Raw genomic sequence first — 21,565 nt, forward strand, 5'->3', positions numbered from 1 at the left:
GGCGGGGGCTGTCCGGTCAGGTACCGGGCAGCCCCCGCCTCTTCCGGGGCTTGGGGTCGGTCACCCGAAAGTAGGCGCTGCTGGCCGGCAGCCACATCAGCACGACCGCCAGCAGCATCACGACGGCGATGACAGACAGCCCGGGCGTGCCGCGCACCAGCACCGGCAGCCCGGCGATGATTCCCACGGTACTCAGCAGTTCGCGGGCGCTGCGCCGGCCCCGGCGCAGGCGCAGCAGGAGCACGAGCTGCAGGACGGCCAACGCCCCCAGCACTGCAGCGAGCCCCGTGAGCGCGGTGCTGTCCGAGCCGGGGAGGGCGGCCGAGCCGGCGAACGAGCCGGCCGCCACGAGCAGCAGCACCGCGGCCACCAGCCACAGCACCGCGGCAGCCCGCAGCGTCCGCGGGTGGCGCGGACGCGCCGGGTCCTGCGTTCCGGCGGCGGCGCGCCTCATGCCCCGCGCGGAGCGACGACGCCGGCGCGCGCCTCGGTGTCGTAGGTGTACACCTTCCGCCCGCCGATCCACACGCCCAGGGCCCGCTGCATCACGTCGAGCGGGTCACCGCTCCACAGCACGACATCGGCGTCCTTGCCCACCGCGAGGGAGCCGAGCCGGTCCGCGAGTCCGAGCACCTTCGCCGGATTGAGGGTGATCGAGCGCAGGGCCGTGGTCCGGTCGAGGCCTTCTTTCACGGCCAGGGTTGCCTGGTGCACCAGGAAGTTGATGGGGATGACGGGGTGGTCGGTGATGATGGAGATGTCGACGCCGGCCGCCGCGAGTTTGCCCGGATTCGCCAGCGACCGCCCGCGCAGCTCCACCTTGGACTTGGTGGTGAACAGCGGACCGATCAGCACCGGGGTGCCGCGCTCGGCCAGCACGTCGGCCAGCAGGTGGGCCTCGGTGCCGTGGTCGAGCACCAGGTCGTAGCCGAACTCGTCGGCGAGCCGGAGGGCAGTGGCGATGTCGTCGGCCCGGTGGGCGTGCTGCCGCCAGGGAATTTCGCGGCGCAGGACCATGGCCAGGGCCTCGAGGTGCGGGTCGCGGGCGTTCTCATCGTCCTTGCCCAGGTAGTTCTGGGCGTCCTTGAACGCCTTGCGGATGATCAGGGCGGTGCCGAGGCGGGTCGAGGGCGTCTTGTCCTTCCCGCCGTACACCCGCTTGGGGTTCTCGCCCAGGGCGGACTTCAGGCCGCTGGGGGAGCGGAGCAGCATCTCCTCGATGTACCGGCCGTGGGTGTGGATGGCGACGGCGAGCCCGCCGATCGGATTGCCTGAGCCGGGGTTGACATTCACTGTGGTGATGCCGCCGGCCAGGGCGTCGTCGAAGCCGGGGTCGTACGGGTTGATGGCGTCGAGCACCCGCACCCCGGCCATCACCGGGTCGGTCATCTCGTTGGTGTCGTCGCCGGCCGAGCCCTCGCCCTCCTCATGGGTGCCAAGGTGGACGTGGGCGTCGACGAAGCCCGGCAGCAGCCACCTGCCGGCCGCGTCCAGGGTCTCCATTCCGGGCGGTGCCTCGACGCCGGCTCCGAGGGCCGAGATCTTTCCGTCCTCGAGCACGACCGTCCCGTCGAAGGGCTCGCCGTCGATCGGCACGACATGGGCGTTGAGGATGGCCAGGGCCGGCGCGGGCGCCGCGCCGGAGGTTCGAGGGGTGGTCATGAGGGGACCTTTCGCGCTCGTCGGTGGTCCACCCAATCTACCCGGAGGGCGCCCGATCCAGAGCGGACCTGCGGCGCCCGGACGCATAGGATGACCGCATGAGCCAAGGGAAAGTCCTCGCCGTCTGCCTCGTCCACGGGCTGGTGCCGACCCGCGACACCGTCGGGGTGAGCGCCATCGACAAGCGCGCCGTCGCGGGGCCCGTGAAGGTGCACCCGCTGGGGCTCACCGGCGACCTCCAGGCCGATCGGAAAAACCACGGTGGCCCCACCAAGGCCGTGTACGCCTATGCCCAGGAGGACGCCGACTACTGGAGCGCCGAGCTCGGCCGCGCGATCGAGCCGGGACTGTTCGGGGAGAACCTGCGGCTCGCCGGGATCGACGCCAGCAATGCGGTGATCGGTGAACGGTGGAGCATCAACGGCGTGGAGTTCGAGGTGACGATGCCGCGGATCCCCTGCGGCAACTTCGCCCGGCACCTAAGCGAGCCCGGCTGGATCCGGCGCTTCACCGCCGCCAACCGCCCGGGCGCCTACCTTCGGGTGGTAAAGGGCGGGTCGGTGCAGGCCGGAGATGCGGTCGCCATCACCTCGCGCCCGGCCCACGGGGTGACCATCGCCCAGGTGTTCGGCGGGCTCGACGCCGCCGCCGGTGCGCGCCTGATGGAGGCCGGGGCGCAGGAGCTTACGCTTGCCCCGCAGGTCCACAGGGCGGCCGTGCAGGCCCTCGCCGGCGCCTAACGTGCCCAACGTCACCCGTCGATCCTGCCCCGAACGGCAGGGGCCGGAGCCAGCATGCGGTAGGATTGAAACATCCCCCACACCGGTATTCCCTTAATTTCCGTCCTTTTCAGGCGGATAGGTTGTGTTGGGGCTCGTCGAGATTTTCCGCGAGCAGATTCATCAGGGAGCGCCGGCTAGAAGAAAACGTCACACATTTCAGCTCTTGGAGCAGGAAGCCCAGTTGTGACGGGAAGTCCTGCCGCGGGATTGAAACAGTGCCGGATTTCGTTGTAAGCACGGCACCAGTTGGCTCCCGCCTTCCGGGCCGTCCGGCATCTACCTGAAGGTCTTCCCTCCATGCCTGAAAATCTGTCCCCCGAAATCTCCGAAAACGTTGACGCCCCGGCTGCCGATGACGCCGGAGAGCTGCTGTTCACCGACCTCAACCTCGACGCCCGCGTCCTCGCTGCGCTGACCGACGTCGGCTACGAGAAGCCCTCACCCATCCAGGCCGCCACCATTCCGGTCCTGCTCGAGGGCCGCGACGTCGTCGGCCTGGCCCAGACCGGCACCGGAAAGACCGCAGCATTCGCGGTTCCCGCGTTGTCGAAGATGGCCGAGCTGGCCGACATCAACGGTGTCAGCAAGAACACCCAGGTCCTGGTCCTCGCCCCGACCCGCGAGCTCGCGCTCCAGGTCGCCGAGGCGTTCACCTCCTACGCCCGCCACATGGACGGCTTCACCGTGCTGCCCGTCTACGGCGGATCCCCCTACGGACCCCAGCTTGCGGGCCTGCGCCGCGGCGCCCAGGTTGTCGTCGGCACCCCGGGCCGCGTCATCGACCACATCTCCAAGGGTTCCCTCGACCTGTCGGCCCTTGAGTACGTCGTGCTCGACGAGGCCGACGAGATGCTCCGCATGGGCTTCGCCGAGGACGTCGAGCAGATCCTCTCCTCGACCCCTGCCGAGAAGCAGGTGGCGCTGTTCTCCGCCACCATGCCCCCGGCCATCCGCCGCATCGCCAAGAAATACCTGAACGACCCGGCCGAGATCGCGGTCAAGGGCAAGACGACCACCGGCACCAACACGCGTCAGCGCTACCTGCAGGTCATGGGCCCGCACAAGCTCGACGCCATGACCCGCATCCTCGAGGTTGAGGACTACGACGGCATCATTGCCTTCGTCCGTACCAAGATGGCGACCGAAGACCTGGCGGACAAGTTGCGTTCACGGGGCTTCTCGGCCGCAGCCATCAACGGTGACATTCCCCAGCAGCAGCGCGAGCGCACCGTCGAGGCCCTGCGTGAGGGCAAGATCGACATCCTCGTGGCCACCGACGTCGCCGCCCGCGGCCTCGACGTCGAGCGCATCTCGCTCGTCGTCAACTACGACATTCCGCACGACACCGAGTCCTACGTCCACCGCATCGGCCGCACCGGCCGGGCCGGGCGTTCGGGTGACGCGATCCTGTTCATGACCCCGCGTGAGAAGTACCTGCTGCGCTCCATCGAGAAGGCGACCCGCCAGCCGGTCGAGCAGATGCAGCTCCCCTCCTCGGAGACCATCAACGAACTGCGCCTGAACAAGTTCGCCGAGAAGATCACCAAGACCCTCGCCAGCGAGGACGTCTCGGCGTTCCGTGACCTCATCGCGAGCTACGAGCAGGAGCACAACGTTCCGGCCGCCGAGATCGCCGCTGCGCTGGCCGTCATGGCCCAGGGCGGCAACCCGCTGCTGGTCAAGGACATCCCGGTGGCTCCCGCCGGGCAGCGGGAGCGCTCGGAGGGCCGCAAGGACGCCTTCGGCTCCCGCGGGCCGACGCGCACCCTCACCGAGGGCAATGCCACCTACCGGATCGCCGTCGGACGCCGCCAGCGCGTCATGCCCGGCTCCATCGTCGGTGCCATCGCCAACGAGGGCGGGCTCTCCTCCTCGCAGATCGGCGGCATCGACATCCGCGCCGACCACACCCTCGTCGAGCTCCCCGCGGATCTCTCCAAGGACCAGTGGCGCGCCCTGTCGAAGACCCGCATCGGCGGAGAGCTGATCCACCTCGAGCTCGACAAGGGCCGCAAGCCCAACCGCGAGCGCCCGGCCGGCGAGTTCAAGAAGCCCTTCAAGAAGGAATTCAACAAGGACTCGAAGGACTTCAAGAAGCGCGACGGCGACACCCGGTTCTCCAGCGACAGCTCACGCAAGCCGCGTTCGGGCAAGGCCGCCGGAGCGGGCCTCGGACGCGCCAACGCGCAGTCCGACCAGTGGTGAAAATCACCTAGACTAACCCCTTCGGATCCCCGCCACGGCGGGGATCCGAAGCGGAATCAGGGGTCTGCCCGCCAGGGCGGTTGTTGATTTCACACAGCGGCTCGGAACTGGTAAAGTTTCTTGCTGTTGCCCCCCTAGCTCAGTGGTAGAGCGCGTTCTTGGTAAGAACGAGGTCACCGGATCGATTCCGGTGGGGGGCTCGTGAATGAGGGGCCCGTGACGATCATCCGATCGGTGCGGGCAGCCTCATTTAGGGCGGTGTAGCTCAGCTGGTTAGAGCGCACGACTCATAATCGTGAGGTCGTGGGATCGAGTCCCACCACCGCTACAAAATACAGACCCCCGGAATCCTCGATTCCGGGGGTTTTTGTCTCAGGGCACTGCTGCAGGGCACCGCAGCACCGGCGGTGCCTGGTGAGGCGATCAGGACGACGGACGCGGCGTGCGGCGGAGCGGCCCTCCCATGAACCCCTCGTAACAGGGAGAGGCGCCTCTTCCCCTCGAGCCAGCGAAGACGTAATTTACTTCCATGGACCGCCGGGAACAACCCGCTATGCGGATCCCTCAAATCACATCCCACGGCCTGGGCGCTGACCCACCCCCAGTCGGACCAGGCCCTCCTGGGACCCATCCGTAGATAGTGCCCACAACCAACCTCACCCCGCCAGGTGCCACCACATCTGGCGGGCGGCTCTTCACCGACGCTTCAATCGTCCGAGGGCCTTTCCAGCCGTTCGGGGGCCAGCGGCCAGCAGTGAACGGAGCCAGCTATGCAGATAACTCCGAGGTATCTCGAACGACCCGCGCAGATGGTCCTGGCTTTGCTCCTTGTGGTCAGCGCCTTACTCAGCGCCGCTCCCGTCCCGACCGTGGCCGGTACCCCTAACCCCCTCACCTGTGCGGGTTATCCGGAGAAACGTACCTTCGTTGAAACGCAGTCCTGGTGGACACCCACCGCAGGGGCGACTCCCGCAGGCACGGACCATGGTCATATCCATATCGGGGCTTGTATTCCCGAACGCGAAACCGTGACCGGACCATTCACACTCGACATCCGGATGATGCTCCATGATCCCGGTCTCCAGGAGGCCAATACCGGCAAAACAAAGACGCCCTACGTGTCGGTTGTCATGAAGAGTGCGTCTATCGAGAAGCCGCAGTCCAAGCTCTACCAAACCGGTTGGAAGTGCCCCACTCCAGGTACGTGCACCCGGTGGGGCAAGGTGAGGGTTGATCCGTCCATTTTCTCGACCGATGGCCTCAAAGAAACGCGTTTGCGCTTCTTTTCCGACGTCGCAGACCCTGCTAGGCGCGGCAGGACAACCACGGCCCGCATGACTGCCTCCCTCAACTTTCAGTACTATGTCGATCTGTCGCCTACCCGCATCGTGAACGATATCTCCGACGAATCCTATTTGCGCGGCAAGGGGTGGTACTCATCCCCCGGGAGGAACCTGGCCAAGGGCGGATATTGCGAAGCGGATCTCCTGACGGTTCCGGCTCCGAACATTCCCGTCAGCGGCATCTGGTCACCCGCCGTCAAGATGGTTTGGCACGGCGAGGCGGGCGACCCGCCCGTCACGGCCCATGAAGTCCGCATCGACCCGGATCTCCATGCCAACGTTCCCGGTCTGATCCTCCGACGAGCCAGCGGGGGGTATGACGGGCGAATCAGAATCGACACCACCAGGCTCACCAATGGCAAGCACAAGCTGTTCCTGCGCGCCGATTGCAATGACCAGTACCGCCGCAACTCGACCACGTCGGGCATCCTGATCGTGCCCTTCGAAGTCGCCAACGGCAAGTAGGACAATCCGCCCTGAGGGAGTGCTCCCCGGGCATCAGCGGAGCTGCGGTGCGGCCTCCGGCGACCCTCCCGCCGAGGAGTGTGCCTGCGGGGGTGAGGTCACACCGGTCCCGCAGCGGACGGCGCCTGTGCGTGGCTGGGTCCGTGCCGGCGGGCCTGGAGCACCGTGTCATGGATCGTCGCCTGGTGCCCTTCGGTGTCGGCCACTGACCGGGGGCGCGCCTCGCAGGCGGTGATGTCCCAGCCGCCGTCGAGCAGGGGAATGAGGTCCTCTGCGGTGTAGAACAGCTCGGGCAATGGGGGCCTCCGCACCGTCGTCTGCAGGTCGGAAAGGTGGTGGCCGACGATGAGCAGGGTCCCGCCCGGCGCCACAGCCTCCGCGAGCCCGGAGAACAGCGCCGAGCGCGCCGGCTCGGCGAGCTGCATGAACTGTGCCGAGACCAAATCGAAGCCGCCCGGCTCCGGCGGTGCCTCGAGGAGGTCGGCGTGCACCCAGTCGACCCGGGCGGCCACCGCTGTGTCCTCAAGCCGGGCCTGCTCGCGGGCCCGCCCGAGGGCCACCTCGGAAATGTCGACGCCCGTCACCCGCCACCCGCTACGGGCCAGCCACAGGGCGTCTGCGCCTTCGCCGCAGCCGACGTCGAGGGCGCGCCCGGGAGGCAGGGCGGAGGCCGTGGTGACAAGGTGTGGGTTCGGGTTCCCGCTCCACACCCTGCGGTGCTCGGCGTACCTCCGGTCCCAGAACTCCTGGTCCATTTCAGTGTGCATGGCTCTCCAGCTCCGCTGTCCTGCCGGGTGTCCCCGTGGTGATTCCATTGTCGGACCCGGCCGGCGCCCCGCCAAGGCCCGGCCCGCGGGCCGCCCGGCGCCGCTCCACCGCCGCCTTCGCCTCCTCGGCGATGAGGTCCCCGTTGATCGCGGCCCCTGCCATCAGGCCCGCCGCGGACGAGGCCATCACCTGGGCCACCGGGTCCGCCACGTTGCCGGCCGCCCATACCCCGGGAACGGAGGTGCGGCCCTGCGGGTCGACCTCCGCCGAGTAGCCGATGCCCATGGGGTGTTCGGATATTTCCACGCCGAGGGACTCGAGCAGCACCGAGTTCGCGGCGAAGCGCGGTGCCACCACGAGGGCGTCAAGCGGGACGCTGGCGCCCGACTCAAGGCGCACGCCCGAGAGCGAGCCGTCCGTCTCCTCGGCCGCCTCGACCCTCCCGGAGACGACGCGGACCGACAGTGCCGCCAGGAGTTCCTCCTCCTCGTCCGTCGGCTCAGGCGCGGTGTGCAGGAAGAGGGTGACGTCGCTGCTGAGCTGCCGGAACATCTGGACCTGGTGCATCGCCATCGGGCCGGTGGCCAGGACGCCGATGGCCTTGCCGCGGGCCTCGTAGCCGTGGCAGTAGGGGCAGTGGATGACGCCGGAACCCCAGTGCGCGGGGAGCCCCTCGACGTCGGGCAGTTCGTCGGTGAGCCCGGTCGTCACGAGCAGGCGGCGGCCGGAAACCCGCCCGCCGTCGCCGAGCGTGACCGTGAAACCGTCCGGATCCTTCCCGACGCGCACCGCCTCCGCGTCGATCAGGACCGCGCCGTAGGACGCCGCCTCGACCCGCCCGGCCGCCAGGAGTTCGAGCGGCGGGACGCCGTCCCGGGACAGGAAGTTGTGCACCCCGGCCGCGGGGGCGTTCCGTGGTGCCCCTGAATCGATCACGGCCGTGGTGCGCAGGGACCGGCCAAGGGCCACCGCCGCACTGAGCCCGGCGGCGCCGCCGCCGATAATGATGACGTCATAACGCGAAGAGTCCTGCATGATGCTTCTCCTTTTCCGAGGCGCTTACGGTCGGCGCCCTCGTATCCACTGTCCCGCCGGGTGGAAGTGCTGGCAATATTCCTTGCCGATATGGCAAAATGCGGGGATGGAGAGCGATCTTTCATCGGTTCTTGACGCCATGGGCCCGCGGCTGCGCGCACTGCGCCAGCAACGGGGGCTCACCCTCGGCGAGGTCTCCGAGGCCACCGGCATTTCGGCGAGCACCCTGTCCCGCCTCGAGGGCGGTCAGCGGCGCCCCAACCTCGAACTGCTCCTGCCCCTGGCCCGCCTGTTCCAGGTCCCGCTCGATGACCTCGTCGGCGCGCCGACCACCGGGGATCCGCGGATCCACCTGCGGCCCATCCGCCACGGCGGCATGACGGCCCTTCCCCTGACCCGCAGGCCCGGCGGGCTGCAGGCGTACAAGATGGTGCTTGCCGCCGACGCGCGGAAGGGCGAACCTGAACTCCGCGTGCACGAAGGGTATGAGTGGCTATACATCCTCAATGGACGCCTGCGACTCGTGCTCGGCGATCAGGACTTCGTCCTGGGGCCCGGGGAAGCCGCCGAATTCGACACCCATACCCCTCACTGGTTCGCCTCCGCCGACGAGCACCCGGTGGAATTCCTCAGCCTGTTCGGCCACCAGGGGGAGAAGATGCACGTCCGGGCCCGGCCCAAGGCCTAGGAACCGGCGGGGACGCCCTGCCGGCGAACGGGCAGGGGACGCCGTGCGGCAGGGGCACCCGACACGGGCGGACACGCCGCGTTACGCCGCAGAGTGGCTTCGGCGGATCTCCGCCCGCTTCTCCGCATAGACGCTCGTTTCGACGATGACGAGGAGAGCGCACAATCCGAAAACCAGTCCAAGCGCCGCCAGCGGGGCGAACCCGGAGGCGGCCGGGATCAGGGCCAGCAGGACGGCGGCGGTGCTGAGCCGCCACGTCTTCCAGTACCCGCCGACCCTTCGCCAGAATGCCGCGTGGGCGAGGAGGTACAGGGCCGTCCCGCCCAGCAGTGCGCCGGCCCCCAGCCAGCCGTAGCCGGATGATTCATCGAGGTGCGCCAGGGCATCCTCGACCCCGAGCGCCGACAGCACGACCCCGGCGATCAGCGGTAGGTGGAGGTAGGTGTAGGCGTCCACGGCGAGGGCCGACCGCGCCCGCCCGCGGAGCCGCGCCAGCACGTGCTCGGCCGCGATCGCCAGGACGTCGAAGTACAGCCACCACAGGCAGACCGAGAGGCCGACGCCGAAGACCGCGCCCAGGATCATCAGGGTGCTCACCGGGCGTTCCGAGGCGCCGACGCCAATGGAGATGATCGACTCGCCCAGGGCGAGGATCACGACGAGCCCGTACCGCTCGGCCCAGTGGGCGGCGGAATGGACCCGCCAGTTCCCGCCGGCGGAGGTGAGGTAGGTGAGGGTGATATCCGCGGCGAGGCCGGCCAGCCAGAACCAGGTCTGGGAGGACCCGCCGACGAGGGCTCCGGTGATGATGATGGCGGAGCCGGTGAACATGGCGCTCGAGGTCTTGATCACCTGGCGCCGGAGCGGTACGTCGTCCCCGGCGGCGACCAGGTACAGCCCAATGTGAACCAGGCGCACGACGAAGTAGGCCAACGCGAACACGAGCGGTCCGTCCAGGCCTCCGGCCATGTCGTGGAAGGCCTCCGGGATGGTCAGGGCAGCGATGAACATCGCCATCATGGCGAGCGACATCCCGAGCCGCACGATGCCCTCGTCGACGTGGGTCTGGTTGGCGAGCCATGAATAGCAGACCCAGGACCACCAGAGGATGCCCAGGATGATCATGCCCTGGAGCACACCCAGGCCCGTGTGTTCATGGGCCATGAAGCCGGTGACCTGGGTGAAGGCGAAAACGAAGACGAGGTCGAAGAAGAGTTCGAAAGTCGTAACCCGGTGGGACTCGTCCGAGACCCGGACCTGGCGCATCGATCGAAAGGCGGGAAACATACGGAAAGCATAAGTTGCGGGCCGGGCGGTGTCTCCGATCCGAACCCACTGTTACTCGGCTGCGGCTTCGACGATCAGGGTACTTATAGGATGGGCGAAGGCAATGACCGCTAAGCAGCCGCCCCATCAGGTGTGCGGGGGGATGGACTTAAATGACCGAACGTGACTCCGTGTGGAGCGCCGACAGCACGAACGACACCTACCCCACGAGGGCGGGCCGGCGCCGCCAGTCCCTGCTCGAGGGGGACCCGGGGACCCGGTGGGAGCCGCTGTCCGCCGATGAGGAGCCCGACGGCGCTCCAGTCGCGTATGGGCCCGACGCAGCACCGGACTACGCCCCCTCGATCGCCGGCCGGACGACCGGCACGGTCCCCTACGGCACCGTTCCCTACGAACCGGAGCCCTACGGGTCCGACCTCTCCGACACCCGGGCGTTTGAGTCCGACCTCTCCGACACCAGGGCGTTTGAGCCCGACCTCTCCAACGCCGGAGCCATTGCGTCCCAGCCCTCCGACACGGACCTCCCCGACGCCGAACCGGGGGAGTCCCGGCTGATCGAGCACGGCCGGGGGCCGCGCGGAGCGTTCGGCTCCGAACCCGTGGCAGAGCTTCCCCCGCAGCCGGCCGACCCTCCGGTGACGCGCCCGCGTGCCTCCGCGGCGCGGACCGGCCGCCGCTCCTTCCTCACCCCCGACACGGCGGTGGTGCCCGCCGAGACCGGGCTGCGGGGAGCCCTGACCCGCATAGGCGTGCGGATTCCGCCGTCCGCCGCTGAACTGACGGTGCGCGCGCACACCCGCGCCGTGAGCCAGCACTGGCCGGGCCCGCGGACCATCGCCGTCGTGAACGGCAAGGGCGGGGCCAACAAGACCCCGACCACGGTGATGCTCGCGGCGGTGTTCGCCCGCAACGGGGGCGGGCCCGTCCTGGCCTGGGACAACAATGAAACCCGCGGCACCCTCGGCTGGCGGACCGAGCAGGGCCCGCATGAGGCAACCGTGCTCGACCTGCTCCCACAGACCGGCGCCCTGCTCGCTCCGTCCGCGCAGTCGGCGCTGCTCGCCCGTTACGTCCACCACCAGACCGAAGACAAGTACGACGTGCTGCGCTCCAAACCGGACGTGCTGGCCTCCGAACAGAAGGTCACCTCGCGGGACTTCGACGCCCTGCACGAGGTCGCCTCGAAGTACTTCCGGCTGAACGTCGTGGATTCGGGCAACGACGAGACGGCCGAACGGTGGCTGCGCATGCTCCACCACACCCACCAGCTCGTCATCGCCACCACCACCCTCGAAGAGCACGCCGAGGCCGGCGCCCTCCTGCTCGAAGCCCTGCGGGCCCGCGGCGGCGACTACGAGCAGCTCTCCCGCAACGCCGTGGTCATCGTCAGCCAGTCCGACAAGAACGGCACCGCCCCCCAGGCCCAGGCGATCGCCGCGGGCTTCACCGAACTGGCCCGCAGCGCCGTCACCATCCCCTTCGACCCCGCCCTGCTGAAGGGCAGGATCCGCTACGGCTCCCTGCGCCCCGCCACCCAGCGGGCCTGGCTCGCCGCCGCGGCGGCGGTGGCCGAAGGCCTCTGAGCCCCGGCGCACCGCCGGGAACCGGGACGGGGCCACGGGCCCGCCGGTGACTTAAGCTGAATTGGTGATTCCCGGCGGACGCTACCTGTGCAGCGGGGTGGCCTGGCACGGCGAGGCGCCGGCCCTGGTCCTCGCCGACCCCGACGGCGTCCGGACGGACCTGCCGCTGCAGCCAGGCTCCCGGCTCGGTTACCGGACGCTCGGCCCCGCCGGTGTCCGCTATTGCCTCGGCTCCTACCGGGTCCGCGACGCCGAGTCCCGCACGCACGTGCCCTGCCCGCGGCGGGCCGAGGCCGAGCGGGGCTACCAGTGCGGGCCGTGCTTCGCCCAGGACGACCTGCGCTTCATGCACGACTTCCACCGCTCGGGCATCGCCCCGGAGGGCCTTCGGCGCTACCTCGACGAACCGCACTGGCTGTACGTGGCGACCTTCGCCGACGGCGCCACCAAGGTCGGCACCGCCTCGGCCAAGCGCAAGCGTGGGCGGCTCGTGGAGCAGGGCGCCGTCACCGCCTCCTATGTGGCCCTCGCCGACAATGGGCGGGTGGTGCGCGTCCTCGAGGACGAGGTGACGCGCAGCGTTGGCCTGCCGCAGGCCGTGCGCTCGGCCGCGAAGGCCGAGGCACTCCGCCGCCCGCTGCCCCCGGAGCGGCTCGCCGGAATCAACGCTGGCTTCGCCGAGTCCGCACGGAGGCTGCTGCGGGAGGGGATGGAACTCGAGGGCTTCACCGTCGTCACCGAGGAGTTCGATCCACCGCCGTCGTGGCAGGAGGTGCTGACGGCCGGCGGGGTCCAGCCCTACCCGGGGGACCTCGAGAGCGGCGACCACGGGTTCGTCGTCGGGCCGCTGCTGGGCTCCTGCGCCCTCGTCAGCCTCGACGGCGCCCCGCTGCGCTTCCTCGCGGACCTGTCCCGCCTCAAGGGACGGCGGATCGCGCCGGGGGACTACACGACCGCCGTCCCGGCCGTCCAGGAGTCCCTCTTCTAGGGCCACGGTAGGATGAAGGGATGCTCAACACACCCTGGGACACGGGATCGGTGCTCTACCGCAGGCTCCTGATCTCCGCGCTGATCCTCACCGGCGCCGGCATCGCGCTCGCCGTGGCAGGGGCAGCAGCCGACGCCGAGGCCGCGGTGTTCGCCGCGATGCCGGTGATCGGCGCGGGCCTGCTATGCCATATCGCCGGCATGGTGGTGCGGACCCGCGACGCCCGGCGGCGCCGGAGCTCCGCAGCGCCCCGCTGAGCTCCGACCGGCCACCGACCCGGCCGCTCGATTACGCTTGAAACCAGCCCGCCGCCCGCGAACTCCCGGAGGACCCATGACCATCAACCCCGACCTGCAGGGACGCAGCTACCCCGCCGGTGAGGTATACACCGTGGGGCGCGAGGCAATCCGCGACTTCGCCCGCGCCGTCAAGGCCACCCACCCCTCCCACTACGACGTTGAAGCGGCCCGGGCCCTCGGGTACGCCGACCTGGTGGCGCCGCCGACGTTCGCCATCATCGTGGCGCAACGCGCGGACGCCCAGCTCATCACCGACCCGGGCGCCGGGATCGACTTCTCCCGGGTGGTCCACGCCGACCAGCGCTTCACCCACCACCGGCCCGTCGTGGCCGGGGATGAGCTGGTCGCCGCGCTCCACGTCGATTCGGTGCGGGCCATGGGCGGCGGGGCAATGATCACCACGCGCGCCGAAATCTCAACCGTGGACGGTGTGCGGACCGCCACGACATCGTCATCCCTGCTCGTCCGGGGAGAGGAGCAGCAGTGAGCATCCCAGCAGCTGAACTGACCGTCGGGCAGGAGATCGGGTCCGTAACGATTCCGGTGACCCGCCAGGACCTGGTGCGCTACGCCGGGGCCTCCGGGGACTTCAATCCCATCCACTGGAATTCCGACTTCGCCCAGGGCGTCGGCCTGCCCGGGGTGATCGCCCACGGCATGTTCACCATGGGCGCGGCGGTGCAGCTGGTCACCGACTGGACCGGCGATCCGGGCTCCGTCATCGATTACCAGACGCGCTTCACCAAGCCCGTCGTGGTCGCCGACACCACGGCGCAGCCCGGGGTCCCGGGCGCCATCCTCGAGGTCCGGGGGACCATCGGGGCGCTGAACCCCGAGGAGGCGACGGCGCGGATCGACCTCACGGTGACCTTCGAGGGCCAGAAGGTCCTCGTGAAGGCCCAGGCCGTGGTGCGCCTGTCATGACCCCGCAGCCGACCGGCACGCCGCTGGCTGACCTCACCACCGCAGGGGTCGGCGGGCCCGCCCGCATGCTCATCGAGGCACGCTCCGAACAGGAGATCATCGACGCCGTCCGCACCGCCGACGACGCAGGCGAGCCGCTGCTCATCCTGGCCGGCGGCTCAAACCTCGTCATCGCGGATGAAGGCTTCGAGGGCACCGTGGTCAGGATTGCCTCCGACGGCTTCACCGTGAACGACGACGACGCCACCTGCGGCGGGGTCATGGTCCGGGCGCAGGCCGGGCAGGACTGGGATCAGCTGGTGGAGTACACGGTGAAGCACGCCTTCTCCGGCCTCGAAGCGCTCTCGGGCATCCCCGGCTCCACCGGGGCGACGCCTGTCCAGAACGTCGGCGCCTACGGCTCCGACGTGTCCCAGACGATTGCCACGGTGCGCACCTGGGACCGGCAGGCCTCGGCGGTGAAGAGTTTCACCAACTTCGAACTCCACTTCGGGTACCGGGACTCGCTGCTGAAGCAGACCACCGTCAACGGCTCGCCGCGCTACGTGGTCCTCACCGTCGAGTTCCAGCTCGCGCTCGGCCGCATGAGCGCACCGGTGAGGTACGCCGAACTGGCCCGCGCCCTGGGTGTCGAGGTCGGCAAACGGGCCTACGCCACCGACGTGCGCCGCGAGGTGCTTCGGCTGCGCGCGGCCAAGGGCATGGTCCTCGACGCGCAGGACCGCGACACCTTCAGCACCGGGTCCTTCTTCACCAACCCAATCATCGACGCCGCGGCCGCGGCGGGCCTGCCGGAGGACGCCCCCCGGTACCCGGCTGCGGATCCCGGCAAGGTAAAGCTCAGCGCCGCCTGGCTGATCGAGCGGGCCGGTTTTGCCAAGGGCTTCGGACTGGCCGGCGACACCGGGTTCGCCGCGGCAGGCGGGAGGGCCTCCCTGTCGACAAAGCACACCCTGGCCCTGACCAACCGCGGCGGCGCCGCCGCCCGGGACCTGCTGGCCGTGGCCGGGCTCGTGGCGGACGGAGTTGAGGCGAAGTTCGGGATCCGGCTGCAGCCCGAACCGCTGCTGATCGGGTGCGCGCTGCCGGCACCCAGCACGCCCTAGGTGCCGTTACCCCGGTACTGCCCGAAGCGTGCCTGCCCCGGCACCCTGTGAACCCGGCCGGCCGCTGAGAACCGCGTCTACGTCACCGAGGTCCGCCGCGCGTGCTCGGCGGCGGCGCGGGTCAGCAGGACGTCACCCCATTGAGCCTTGCGGTCCACCAGCTGCCGGGTGCACAGCCACTGCGCCAGACGGGAGGCGAGGCTGATCTGGGCCAGCCGGTCATGGAAGTCTGCTGCCAGCCAGCGCACGCCCAGGAATCCCGGCAGGGCGTGGAGGAGCTCAGCGGCGCCCATCAGGCGCACGTAGGCGGCGTCGGGGGAGAACTGGCGTTCAAGCTCAAGCAGCGACGCCGCCTCCGGCGGCAGCGAACGCGCCCCCTCGCCCTCGAGGTAGGACCTCAGTCCGGTCTCCACCCTCCCGTACCGGATCACTGTTTCCGGATGCCGGCCGCGGGCGCTGGCTGCGAAGAAACCGGTCAGGATGCGGTCGACGTCGGTGTGTTCCATGCCGGTATTCTGCCTCCGCCCTCTGACACTTCCACGCGCGGGGTGCCGGCTACAGGTTCCCGGTACTGATGAGCAGCATCCGACGCAGCGGCTCGGCCGCCCCCCACAGCAGCTGGTCGCCCACCGTGAACGCGCTGATGTACTCCGGGCCCATCTCGAGTTTGCGGATGCGTCCCACGGGGATCTCCAGGGACCCCGTTGCGGCCACCGGGGTCAGTTCGGTCACGGTGGCATCCTTGGTGTTGGGCACCACCTTCACCCACTCGTTATCGGCCGCGATCAGGCGCTCGATCTCGGCGACCGGCAGGTCCTCGGTCAGCTTCAGGGTCAGCGCCTGCGAGTGCGATCGCATGGCGCCGATCCGCACGCACAGCCCGTCGAAGGGGATCCGCCCGCCGTTACCGGTGCCTAGGATCTTGTTGGTCTCCGCCCCGGCCTTCCATTCCTCGCGGGACTGTCCGTTGCCCAGGTCGGCATCGATCCACGGAATCACCGAGCCGGCCAGGGGCACCCCGAACTGGGAGGCGTCGAGCTCCGGGTTGCGCTGCTGGGCCAGGACGGCCCGGTCGATCTCGAGGATGGCCGAGGCCGGGTCGTCGAGGTGGGTGAGCACGCTCGAGTGAAGGGCGCCGAACTGGTTGAGCAGTTCGCGCATGTGCCGGGCCCCGCCGCCCGAGGCGGCCTGGTACGTCATGGACGTGCCCCACTCCACCAGGCCGTTGCGGAACAGCCCGCCGAGGCCCATGAGCATGCAGGAGACGGTGCAGTTGCCGCCGATGAAGTCCTTCACGCCGCGGGCCAGCCCGGCGTCGATGACCCCGCGGTTGACCGGGTCCAGCACGATAATCGACTCGGGCTCCATCCGCAGCGTGGAGGCGGCGTCGATCCACAGCCCGTCCCAGCCGGCGTCGCGCAGCTTGGGGTGCACCTCCGAGGTGTAGGCGCCGCCCTGGGCGGTGACGATGATCGGCAGCTTCGCCAGCGTCTCCAGGTCGTAGGCGTTCTCGAGCTTCCCGGCGCCCTCGGCGAAGGACGGCGCCGGCCCGCCGGCGTTGGAGGTGGAGAAGAACACGGGGTTGAACAGGCGGAAGTCGCCTTCGTCCTGGAGGCGCTGCATGAGGACGGAGCCGACCATGCCGCGCCAGCCGACGAAGCCGACGGAGGGCAGGGGGGAGATGCTTGCTGCGGAGGTCATCCTCCAAGCTTAGGCGAGCCCGGCGTGCGGGGGGAGGAACAGTTACGCTGGCTGCCGGTCGGGCCTTAGTCCGTCTGTGAGCGGCGCGCCCACAGGCTCAGCCGGTACCGGGTGCCGGCGGTGCTGTCCAGCCAGCCCCCGGCGGGGCTGACGCCCTTCAGCTCCCACTCCGGGCCAAGCACCGGCGCGTAGGTGTCCCCGTCGGTGTCGGTCTCTATGACGGTGACCACCGCCGCGTTGGCCTCGGCGACCGCTTCGGTGTACAGTTTCCCGCCGCCGATGATCCAGATCTGCTCGGCGCCGGGTGCCCGCCGCGCCTCGGCGAGCGCGTCCTGGAGGGAACCGACGACGACGGCGCCCTCAAGCGGGCCGGAGGAGCTCACGACGATGTTGGTGCGGTCCGGCAGCGGGCGGTACTTCGCGGGGAAGGACTCCCAGGTGCGCCGGCCCATGATGACCGGGTGGCCGGTGGTGATCCTGCGGAAGTGGGCCAGGTCCTCGGGGACATGCCAGGGCATGCCGCCGCCCTTGCCGATCACCCCGTCCTCGGTCTGCGCCCAGATCAGGCCGATCACCGGCCCGCCGTCAACGGCGCCGGTCACGGTGACATCATCGAAGCTCATACGGCGATCGGAGCCTTGATCGTGGGGTGGTGCCGGTAGTCGAGCACCTCGAAGTCCTCGAGGGTGTAATCGGAGATGCTCTCCGGGGTGCGGGTGATCCGCAGCCGCGGGTAGGGGTAGGGCTCGCGGGAGAGCTGCTCGGTGACCTGCTCCACGTGGTTGTCGTAGATGTGCACGTCCCCGCCGGTCCAGATGAACTCCCCGGGCTCCAGCCCGGCCTGCTGGGCCACCATGAGGGTCAGCAGGGCGTAGGAGGCGATGTTGAACGGTACGCCGAGGAAGGTGTCCGCCGACCGCTGGTACAGCTGGCAGGACAGCCGGCCCGGGCCCTCGGCGGAGGGCTCGACATAGAACTGGAAGAACGCGTGGCACGGGGGAAGGGCCATGTTGGAGATCTCCGAGACGTTCCAGGCCGACACGATGTGCCGCCGGGAGTCGGGATTCGCCTTCAGTCCCTCGATGACGGCGGCGATCTGGTCGATGTGTCCGCCGTCCGGGGTGGGCCAGGAGCGCCACTGCACCCCGTAGACCGGGCCGAGTTCGCCGTCGGCGTCGGCCCACTCGTCCCAGATGGACACACCCTGTTCCTGGAGCCAGCGGACATTCGACTCCCCGCGCAGGAACCAGAGCAGTTCCAGCGCGACGGACTTGAAGTGCACCCGTTTCGTGGTGATCAGCGGGAAGGACTCGCGCAGGTCGAAGCGAAGCTGGCGTCCGAAGACGCTGCGGGTTCCGGTGCCGGTCCGGTCGGACTTGGCCGTGCCGTTGGACATCACATCGCGCAGCAGGTCTTCATACGGGGTGTTCAGGGGTGTGCTCACCGTGCCAGTCTAGCGAGGACCGGCCGGGGCACCGGCGTGCCCGCCGGCGCCGCGGCGTGTCAGTCGTCGTAGGCGCGGTACTGCTCCACGGAGACGATGCGCCCGTGGTTGACGGAGCTGACCTGGCAGATGACCGCCTCACCCGGTGACAAGTAGGGGTCGGCGACCGGCAGAAGGGCGGCCAGGTGCGCCGCCATGTGCCCGCGCAGCACCCCGAAGACCAGGGGCAGGACCGGCCGGTGCGTGCAGATCGCCACCGGGTTGCGCTTGTCGAAGACCTTCTCGACGGCAGCCCGGGCGCGCCCCGGTTTCCGGGCCGCGTCGTGCTCGGTGATGGCGTCGACGAGCTTGAGCTTCGCGTCGGCCTTCGCGACGTAGGGCGAGACCGTCTGGACGCACCGGACCCACGGACTGCTGATGACCCGCTCGGGCCGCCAGGCCTGCAGCAGCCCGCTCACGGCCACCGCCTGGCGCCGGCCGGTGGCCGCGAGCGGCCGTTCGCCCTCGGCCCGGCTCCAGGAGGAGCGCGGCTTGGCCTTGGCATGGCGGACGATGATCAGCGGCCAGGTGCCGAGGTCCCGGCGTTCGTGGGCCTCCTCAAGGGCATCAAGCGGCTCCACGTCGGAGGGGTTGGTCAGCAGGAGGCGTGCCTTGTCGGGGGTGCACCACAGGTACTCGTCAACCTCTTTGCCGTCCGGGACGGGCTTGAGGCGGTCCGCCTTCGCGGCCCAGTAGTGGACCACCTTGCGTCCGGAGGACACCGCGTAGTCGATGGACGGCAACGGGATGCCGAGGTGGACCCTCAGGCCCACCTCCTCGTGCGTCTCGCGGACGGCGCACTCCGGGGTGGTCTCCCCGTCGTCGAGCTTGCCCTTGGGCCAGGACCAGTCGTCGTAGCGCGGACGGTGGATCAGCAGCACCTCGAGGCGCCCCTTTTCGGTCCGCCAGCATAGGGTGCCCGCGGCGGTGACAGCGACCTCGGTGGCCGACGGCACTGCGTCGGCCGGACTCTGGACGTCGGCGGACATCAGCGGCGGATGGCGGCGCGCTGCCGGGCACGGGAGGCGAGCAGCCAGGACTGGATGTCGCCGAGGTCCTCGCCGTTCTCGTCCTTGGCGTGCCGGGTCCATGCCCCGGTTTCGTCGAGGTGCCAGCTGGAGGTGCGCGGATCCATGTAGCGGTCCATGAGCGTCATGAGGTACTCGATGTCATCCGGGGCGCTCAGCTGCACCAGGGTCTCCACCCTGCGGTCGAGGTTGCGGTGCATCATGTCGGCGGAGCCGATGAACACCGCGGGGTCCCCGCCGTTGGCGAACGCGAACACCCGCGAGTGTTCGAGGAACCGGCCCAGCACGGAGCGCACGGTGACATTCTCGCTGAGCCCGGGCACGCCAGGCCGCACCGAGCAGATGCCGCGGACGATGACATCGACCTTCACCCCGGCCTGGGAGGCCCGGTAGAGGGCGTCGATGATGGCCTCGTCGACCATCGAGTTGACCTTGATGACCACGCGGGCGGCCCTGCCCGCGTTCTTGTTGGCGATTTCCCGCTCGATCCGGTCGATCAGGCCCGAGCGTACCGAGCGCGGCGCCACGAGCAGCCGTTTGAAGGTGGACCTGGGGGCGTAGCCGGAGAGCTGATTGAACAGCCGGGACAGGTCCTCGCCCACCTGGTCATTCGAGGTCAGCAGGCCGAGGTCCTCGTAGTAGCGGGCCGTGCGCGGGTGGTAGTTTCCGGTGCCGATGTGGCAGTAGCGGCGCAGTCCGTCGATCTCCTGTCGCACCACCAGCGAGAGCTTGCAGTGGGTCTTCAGACCCACGATGCCGTACACCACGTGCACGCCGGCCTGCTCGAGCTTGCGCGCCCAGGAGATGTTGGCCTGCTCGTCGAAGCGGGCCTTGATCTCCACGAGGGCGAGCACCTGCTTGCCGGCCTCGGCCGCGTCGATCAGGGCGTCGACGATCGGGGAGTCCCCGGAGGTGCGGTACAGGGTCTGCTTGATGGCCTGCACCTTGGGATCGGCGGCGGCCTGCTCGAGGAAGGCCTGGACGGAGGTGGAGAAGGAGTCGTACGGGTGGTGCAGCAGGATGTCCCGGCGCCGCATGGCGGCGAACACGTTGGCGGCCTTGGAGGTTTCGCTCTCGTTGAGGTGCCGGCTGGTGTGCGGTACATGCTTGGGGTAGTGGAGCTCCCCGCGGTCGATCTTCCCGATGACGCTGAGCCCGCGCAGGTCAAGGGGCGCCGGGAGGGTGAAGACTTCGTCCTCCTCGATGCCCAGCTCGCGGGCGAGCAGCGCGCGGATGCTCGGGTTGATGTCGGTGGCAACCTCGAGGCGCACCGGCGGGCCGAACCGGCGGCGCAGCAGCTCCTTCTCGAGTGCCTGCAGCAGGTTCTCCGCGTCGTCCTCCTCCACCTCGAGGTCCTCGTTGCGGGTGACCCGGAAGGTGTGGTGTTCGAGCACCTCCATGCCGGGGAAGAGCTGGTCGAGGTGGACGGCGATGACGTCCTCGAGCGCGATAAAGCGGGCGGTGCGCCCGGCGACGCTGCCGGCGCGGTGCCCGTCAACGGAGAGCAGGCGGGGCAGCTGGTCGGGCACCTTGACGCGGGCGAACAGTTCCTTTTCGCTAATGGGGTTGCGCACCACGACGGCGAGGTTCAGCGACAGCCCGGAGATGTAGGGGAACGGGTGCGCCGGGTCCACCGCGAGCGGGGTGAGGATGGGGAAGACCTTCTCGGCGAACAGCTTGTTCAGCTCGACCCGCGCCGGTTCGTCGAGTTCGTCCCAGGTGGTGAGGTGGATGTGCTCCTTGGCCAGGGCGGGGCGGATCTGCTCGGCGAAGACCGCGGCGTGGCGCTGCTGGAGGCGGTAGCCGTCCTCCATGATCTTCTCGAGCTGCTCGATGGGGCTGAGCCCGGCCGCGGAGGGAACGGCGAGCCCGGTGGCGATGCGGCGCTTCAGGCCGGCGACGCGCACCATGAAGAACTCGTCGAGGTTGGACGCGAAGATCGAGAGGAACGCGACCCGCTCCAGCAGGTAGAGGTCGGGATCCTCGGCGAGCTCGAGCACCCGCGCGTTGAAGTCGAGCCAGCTGATCTCGCGGTCGAGGAACCGGTCCGGGCGGATGTCACCGGTCGGCAGCAGGCTCGGGGCGAATTCGGGAATCTCGATGCGGTCCTGGGTGGCCCGGGCGGGCGAGGTTTCCGAGGAACCGTAACGGGATGGGACTCGGGCGGCTGTCTCAGATGCCATGGTGTCTCCTGCGGCGTTCAATGGTGTCTCGGGGC

Annotated in this window: 21 protein-coding genes and 2 tRNA genes; 12 read left to right on the forward strand and 11 right to left on the reverse strand. The window is 69.4% G+C overall.

Features of this window, described 5'->3' with window-relative positions; translation table 11 throughout:
* Window positions 1-16: 16 nt before the first annotated feature.
* Together E2F48_RS10205 and E2F48_RS10210 are read right to left on the reverse strand one after the other, a co-directional pair.
* A complete protein-coding gene (locus tag E2F48_RS10205; protein WP_133403869.1) occupies window positions 17-454 on the reverse strand; it encodes a hypothetical protein in 438 nt (145 codons plus the stop codon).
* Window positions 451-1,662 (reverse strand): amidohydrolase, encoded by a 1,212-nt coding sequence (locus tag E2F48_RS10210; RefSeq protein WP_133403870.1) that lies wholly within the window; start codon window positions 1,660-1,662, stop codon window positions 451-453. Before E2F48_RS10210 ends, E2F48_RS10205 begins: the two co-directional genes overlap by 4 nt.
* A 98-nt stretch (window positions 1,663-1,760) precedes the next feature.
* Between E2F48_RS10210 and E2F48_RS10215 the strand changes: the two genes are divergently transcribed.
* The 5 genes from E2F48_RS10215 to E2F48_RS10235 all read left to right on the forward strand — a co-directional run bounded on the left by E2F48_RS10215 (window position 1,761) and on the right by E2F48_RS10235 (window position 6,457).
* The gene (locus E2F48_RS10215; protein ID WP_133403871.1) at window positions 1,761-2,402 is read left to right on the forward strand and encodes an MOSC domain-containing protein; all 642 of its coding nucleotides are present in this window, start codon (window positions 1,761-1,763) and stop codon (window positions 2,400-2,402) included.
* Between the two features lie 339 nt (window positions 2,403-2,741).
* Window positions 2,742-4,649, forward strand: coding sequence for a DEAD/DEAH box helicase (locus E2F48_RS10220; protein WP_133403872.1), 1,908 nt, complete (start codon window positions 2,742-2,744; stop codon window positions 4,647-4,649).
* Between the two features lie 128 nt (window positions 4,650-4,777).
* Window positions 4,778-4,849: transfer RNA gene (locus tag E2F48_RS10225), tRNA-Thr, on the forward strand.
* A gap of 54 nt (window positions 4,850-4,903) precedes the next feature.
* Window positions 4,904-4,977 (forward strand) — tRNA-Met (locus tag E2F48_RS10230).
* Window positions 4,978-5,518: 541 nt separating this feature from the next.
* Window positions 5,519-6,457 carry a hypothetical protein gene (locus E2F48_RS10235; RefSeq protein ID WP_133403873.1) on the forward strand — a complete coding sequence of 313 codons (939 nt, stop codon included), beginning with the start codon at window positions 5,519-5,521 and terminating at the stop codon, window positions 6,455-6,457.
* Between the two features lie 98 nt (window positions 6,458-6,555).
* Here E2F48_RS10235 and E2F48_RS10240 read toward each other — a convergent pair whose 3' ends face one another.
* A complete protein-coding gene (locus E2F48_RS10240; protein WP_133403874.1) occupies window positions 6,556-7,224 on the reverse strand; it encodes a class I SAM-dependent methyltransferase in 669 nt (222 codons plus the stop codon).
* Window positions 7,214-8,260: an NAD(P)/FAD-dependent oxidoreductase gene (locus E2F48_RS10245; protein WP_133403875.1), complete on the reverse strand. Its 1,047-nt coding sequence runs from the start codon at window positions 8,258-8,260 to the stop codon at window positions 7,214-7,216. Before E2F48_RS10245 ends, E2F48_RS10240 begins: the two co-directional genes overlap by 11 nt.
* Before the next feature lie 106 nt (window positions 8,261-8,366).
* On the opposite strand from E2F48_RS10245, the gene E2F48_RS10250 reads away from it, so the two are divergent.
* Entirely contained in the window at window positions 8,367-8,948 is a 582-nt protein-coding gene (locus E2F48_RS10250; RefSeq protein ID WP_133403876.1) for a helix-turn-helix domain-containing protein, read from the forward strand.
* 81 nt (window positions 8,949-9,029) lie between these two features.
* Here the strand turns inward: E2F48_RS10250 and E2F48_RS10255 are convergent, their stop codons facing one another.
* The gene (locus E2F48_RS10255) at window positions 9,030-10,235 is read right to left on the reverse strand and encodes a low temperature requirement protein A (protein WP_133403877.1); all 1,206 of its coding nucleotides are present in this window, start codon (window positions 10,233-10,235) and stop codon (window positions 9,030-9,032) included.
* A gap of 152 nt (window positions 10,236-10,387) precedes the next feature.
* On the opposite strand from E2F48_RS10255, the gene E2F48_RS17425 reads away from it, so the two are divergent.
* From E2F48_RS17425 to E2F48_RS10285, 6 genes are all read left to right on the forward strand, one after another.
* Complete coding sequence (locus tag E2F48_RS17425; RefSeq protein WP_185149810.1) at window positions 10,388-11,818, forward strand: MinD/ParA family ATP-binding protein; 1,431 nt, start codon at window positions 10,388-10,390, stop codon at window positions 11,816-11,818.
* A 64-nt stretch (window positions 11,819-11,882) separates the two neighbouring features.
* A complete protein-coding gene (locus E2F48_RS10265; protein WP_246018802.1) occupies window positions 11,883-12,806 on the forward strand; it encodes a DUF2797 domain-containing protein in 924 nt (307 codons plus the stop codon).
* Window positions 12,807-12,826: 20 nt separating this feature from the next.
* Window positions 12,827-13,063 carry a hypothetical protein gene (locus tag E2F48_RS10270; RefSeq protein ID WP_120164637.1) on the forward strand — a complete coding sequence of 79 codons (237 nt, stop codon included), beginning with the start codon at window positions 12,827-12,829 and terminating at the stop codon, window positions 13,061-13,063.
* A gap of 76 nt (window positions 13,064-13,139) precedes the next feature.
* Complete coding sequence (locus tag E2F48_RS10275; protein ID WP_133403878.1) at window positions 13,140-13,592, forward strand: MaoC family dehydratase N-terminal domain-containing protein; 453 nt, start codon at window positions 13,140-13,142, stop codon at window positions 13,590-13,592.
* The gene (locus E2F48_RS10280) at window positions 13,589-14,029 is read left to right on the forward strand and encodes a MaoC family dehydratase (protein ID WP_133403879.1); all 441 of its coding nucleotides are present in this window, start codon (window positions 13,589-13,591) and stop codon (window positions 14,027-14,029) included. The genes E2F48_RS10275 and E2F48_RS10280 overlap by 4 nt, the downstream gene beginning before the upstream one ends.
* Entirely contained in the window at window positions 14,026-15,135 is a 1,110-nt protein-coding gene (locus tag E2F48_RS10285) for a UDP-N-acetylmuramate dehydrogenase (RefSeq protein WP_133403880.1), read from the forward strand. The genes E2F48_RS10280 and E2F48_RS10285 overlap by 4 nt, the downstream gene beginning before the upstream one ends.
* A 77-nt stretch (window positions 15,136-15,212) precedes the next feature.
* On the opposite strand, the gene E2F48_RS10290 is transcribed toward E2F48_RS10285, so the two are convergent.
* From E2F48_RS10290 to E2F48_RS10315, 6 genes are all read right to left on the reverse strand, one after another.
* Window positions 15,213-15,641: a hypothetical protein gene (locus E2F48_RS10290; RefSeq protein ID WP_133403881.1), complete on the reverse strand. Its 429-nt coding sequence runs from the start codon at window positions 15,639-15,641 to the stop codon at window positions 15,213-15,215.
* A 49-nt stretch (window positions 15,642-15,690) separates the two neighbouring features.
* Window positions 15,691-16,836 (reverse strand): aspartate-semialdehyde dehydrogenase, encoded by a 1,146-nt coding sequence (asd, locus tag E2F48_RS10295; RefSeq protein ID WP_133403882.1) that lies wholly within the window; start codon window positions 16,834-16,836, stop codon window positions 15,691-15,693.
* Between the two features lie 65 nt (window positions 16,837-16,901).
* Window positions 16,902-17,459 carry a dihydrofolate reductase gene (locus E2F48_RS10300; protein WP_133403883.1) on the reverse strand — a complete coding sequence of 186 codons (558 nt, stop codon included), beginning with the start codon at window positions 17,457-17,459 and terminating at the stop codon, window positions 16,902-16,904.
* Window positions 17,456-18,232, reverse strand: a complete 777-nt coding sequence (locus E2F48_RS10305; protein WP_246018893.1) for a thymidylate synthase — start codon at window positions 18,230-18,232, stop codon at window positions 17,456-17,458. Before E2F48_RS10305 ends, E2F48_RS10300 begins: the two co-directional genes overlap by 4 nt.
* Before the next feature lie 107 nt (window positions 18,233-18,339).
* A complete protein-coding gene (locus E2F48_RS10310; protein WP_133403885.1) occupies window positions 18,340-19,308 on the reverse strand; it encodes an NUDIX hydrolase in 969 nt (322 codons plus the stop codon).
* A complete protein-coding gene (locus E2F48_RS10315; RefSeq protein ID WP_133403886.1) occupies window positions 19,308-21,530 on the reverse strand; it encodes an RNA degradosome polyphosphate kinase in 2,223 nt (740 codons plus the stop codon). Before E2F48_RS10315 ends, E2F48_RS10310 begins: the two co-directional genes overlap by 1 nt.
* Between the last annotated feature and the right edge of the window lie 35 nt (window positions 21,531-21,565).

It is taken from the genome of Arthrobacter crusticola (assembly GCF_004357995.1).
Classification (GTDB): domain Bacteria; phylum Actinomycetota; class Actinomycetes; order Actinomycetales; family Micrococcaceae; genus Arthrobacter_D; species Arthrobacter_D crusticola.

Coding starts and splice junctions, on each gene's coding strand:
- E2F48_RS17425 (WP_185149810.1), top strand. CDS start 10,388: ATGACCGAACGTGACTCCGTGTGGAGCGCCGACAGCACGAACGACACC.
- E2F48_RS10300 (WP_133403883.1), bottom strand. CDS start 17,459: ATGAGCTTCGATGATGTCACCGTGACCGGCGCCGTTGACGGCGGGCCG.
- E2F48_RS10315 (WP_133403886.1), bottom strand. CDS start 21,530: ATGGCATCTGAGACAGCCGCCCGAGTCCCATCCCGTTACGGTTCCTCG.
- E2F48_RS10255 (WP_133403877.1), bottom strand. CDS start 10,235: ATGTTTCCCGCCTTTCGATCGATGCGCCAGGTCCGGGTCTCGGACGAG.
- E2F48_RS10305 (WP_246018893.1), bottom strand. CDS start 18,232: ATGTCCAACGGCACGGCCAAGTCCGACCGGACCGGCACCGGAACCCGC.
- asd (WP_133403882.1), bottom strand. CDS start 16,836: ATGACCTCCGCAGCAAGCATCTCCCCCCTGCCCTCCGTCGGCTTCGTC.
- E2F48_RS10310 (WP_133403885.1), bottom strand. CDS start 19,308: ATGTCCGCCGACGTCCAGAGTCCGGCCGACGCAGTGCCGTCGGCCACC.
- E2F48_RS10215 (WP_133403871.1), top strand. CDS start 1,761: ATGAGCCAAGGGAAAGTCCTCGCCGTCTGCCTCGTCCACGGGCTGGTG.
- E2F48_RS10210 (WP_133403870.1), bottom strand. CDS start 1,662: ATGACCACCCCTCGAACCTCCGGCGCGGCGCCCGCGCCGGCCCTGGCC.
- E2F48_RS10270 (WP_120164637.1), top strand. CDS start 12,827: ATGCTCAACACACCCTGGGACACGGGATCGGTGCTCTACCGCAGGCTC.
- E2F48_RS10290 (WP_133403881.1), bottom strand. CDS start 15,641: ATGGAACACACCGACGTCGACCGCATCCTGACCGGTTTCTTCGCAGCC.
- E2F48_RS10205 (WP_133403869.1), bottom strand. CDS start 454: ATGAGGCGCGCCGCCGCCGGAACGCAGGACCCGGCGCGTCCGCGCCAC.
- E2F48_RS10220 (WP_133403872.1), top strand. CDS start 2,742: ATGCCTGAAAATCTGTCCCCCGAAATCTCCGAAAACGTTGACGCCCCG.
- E2F48_RS10240 (WP_133403874.1), bottom strand. CDS start 7,224: ATGCACACTGAAATGGACCAGGAGTTCTGGGACCGGAGGTACGCCGAG.
- E2F48_RS10250 (WP_133403876.1), top strand. CDS start 8,367: ATGGAGAGCGATCTTTCATCGGTTCTTGACGCCATGGGCCCGCGGCTG.
- E2F48_RS10285 (WP_133403880.1), top strand. CDS start 14,026: ATGACCCCGCAGCCGACCGGCACGCCGCTGGCTGACCTCACCACCGCA.
- E2F48_RS10275 (WP_133403878.1), top strand. CDS start 13,140: ATGACCATCAACCCCGACCTGCAGGGACGCAGCTACCCCGCCGGTGAG.
- E2F48_RS10245 (WP_133403875.1), bottom strand. CDS start 8,260: ATGCAGGACTCTTCGCGTTATGACGTCATCATTATCGGCGGCGGCGCC.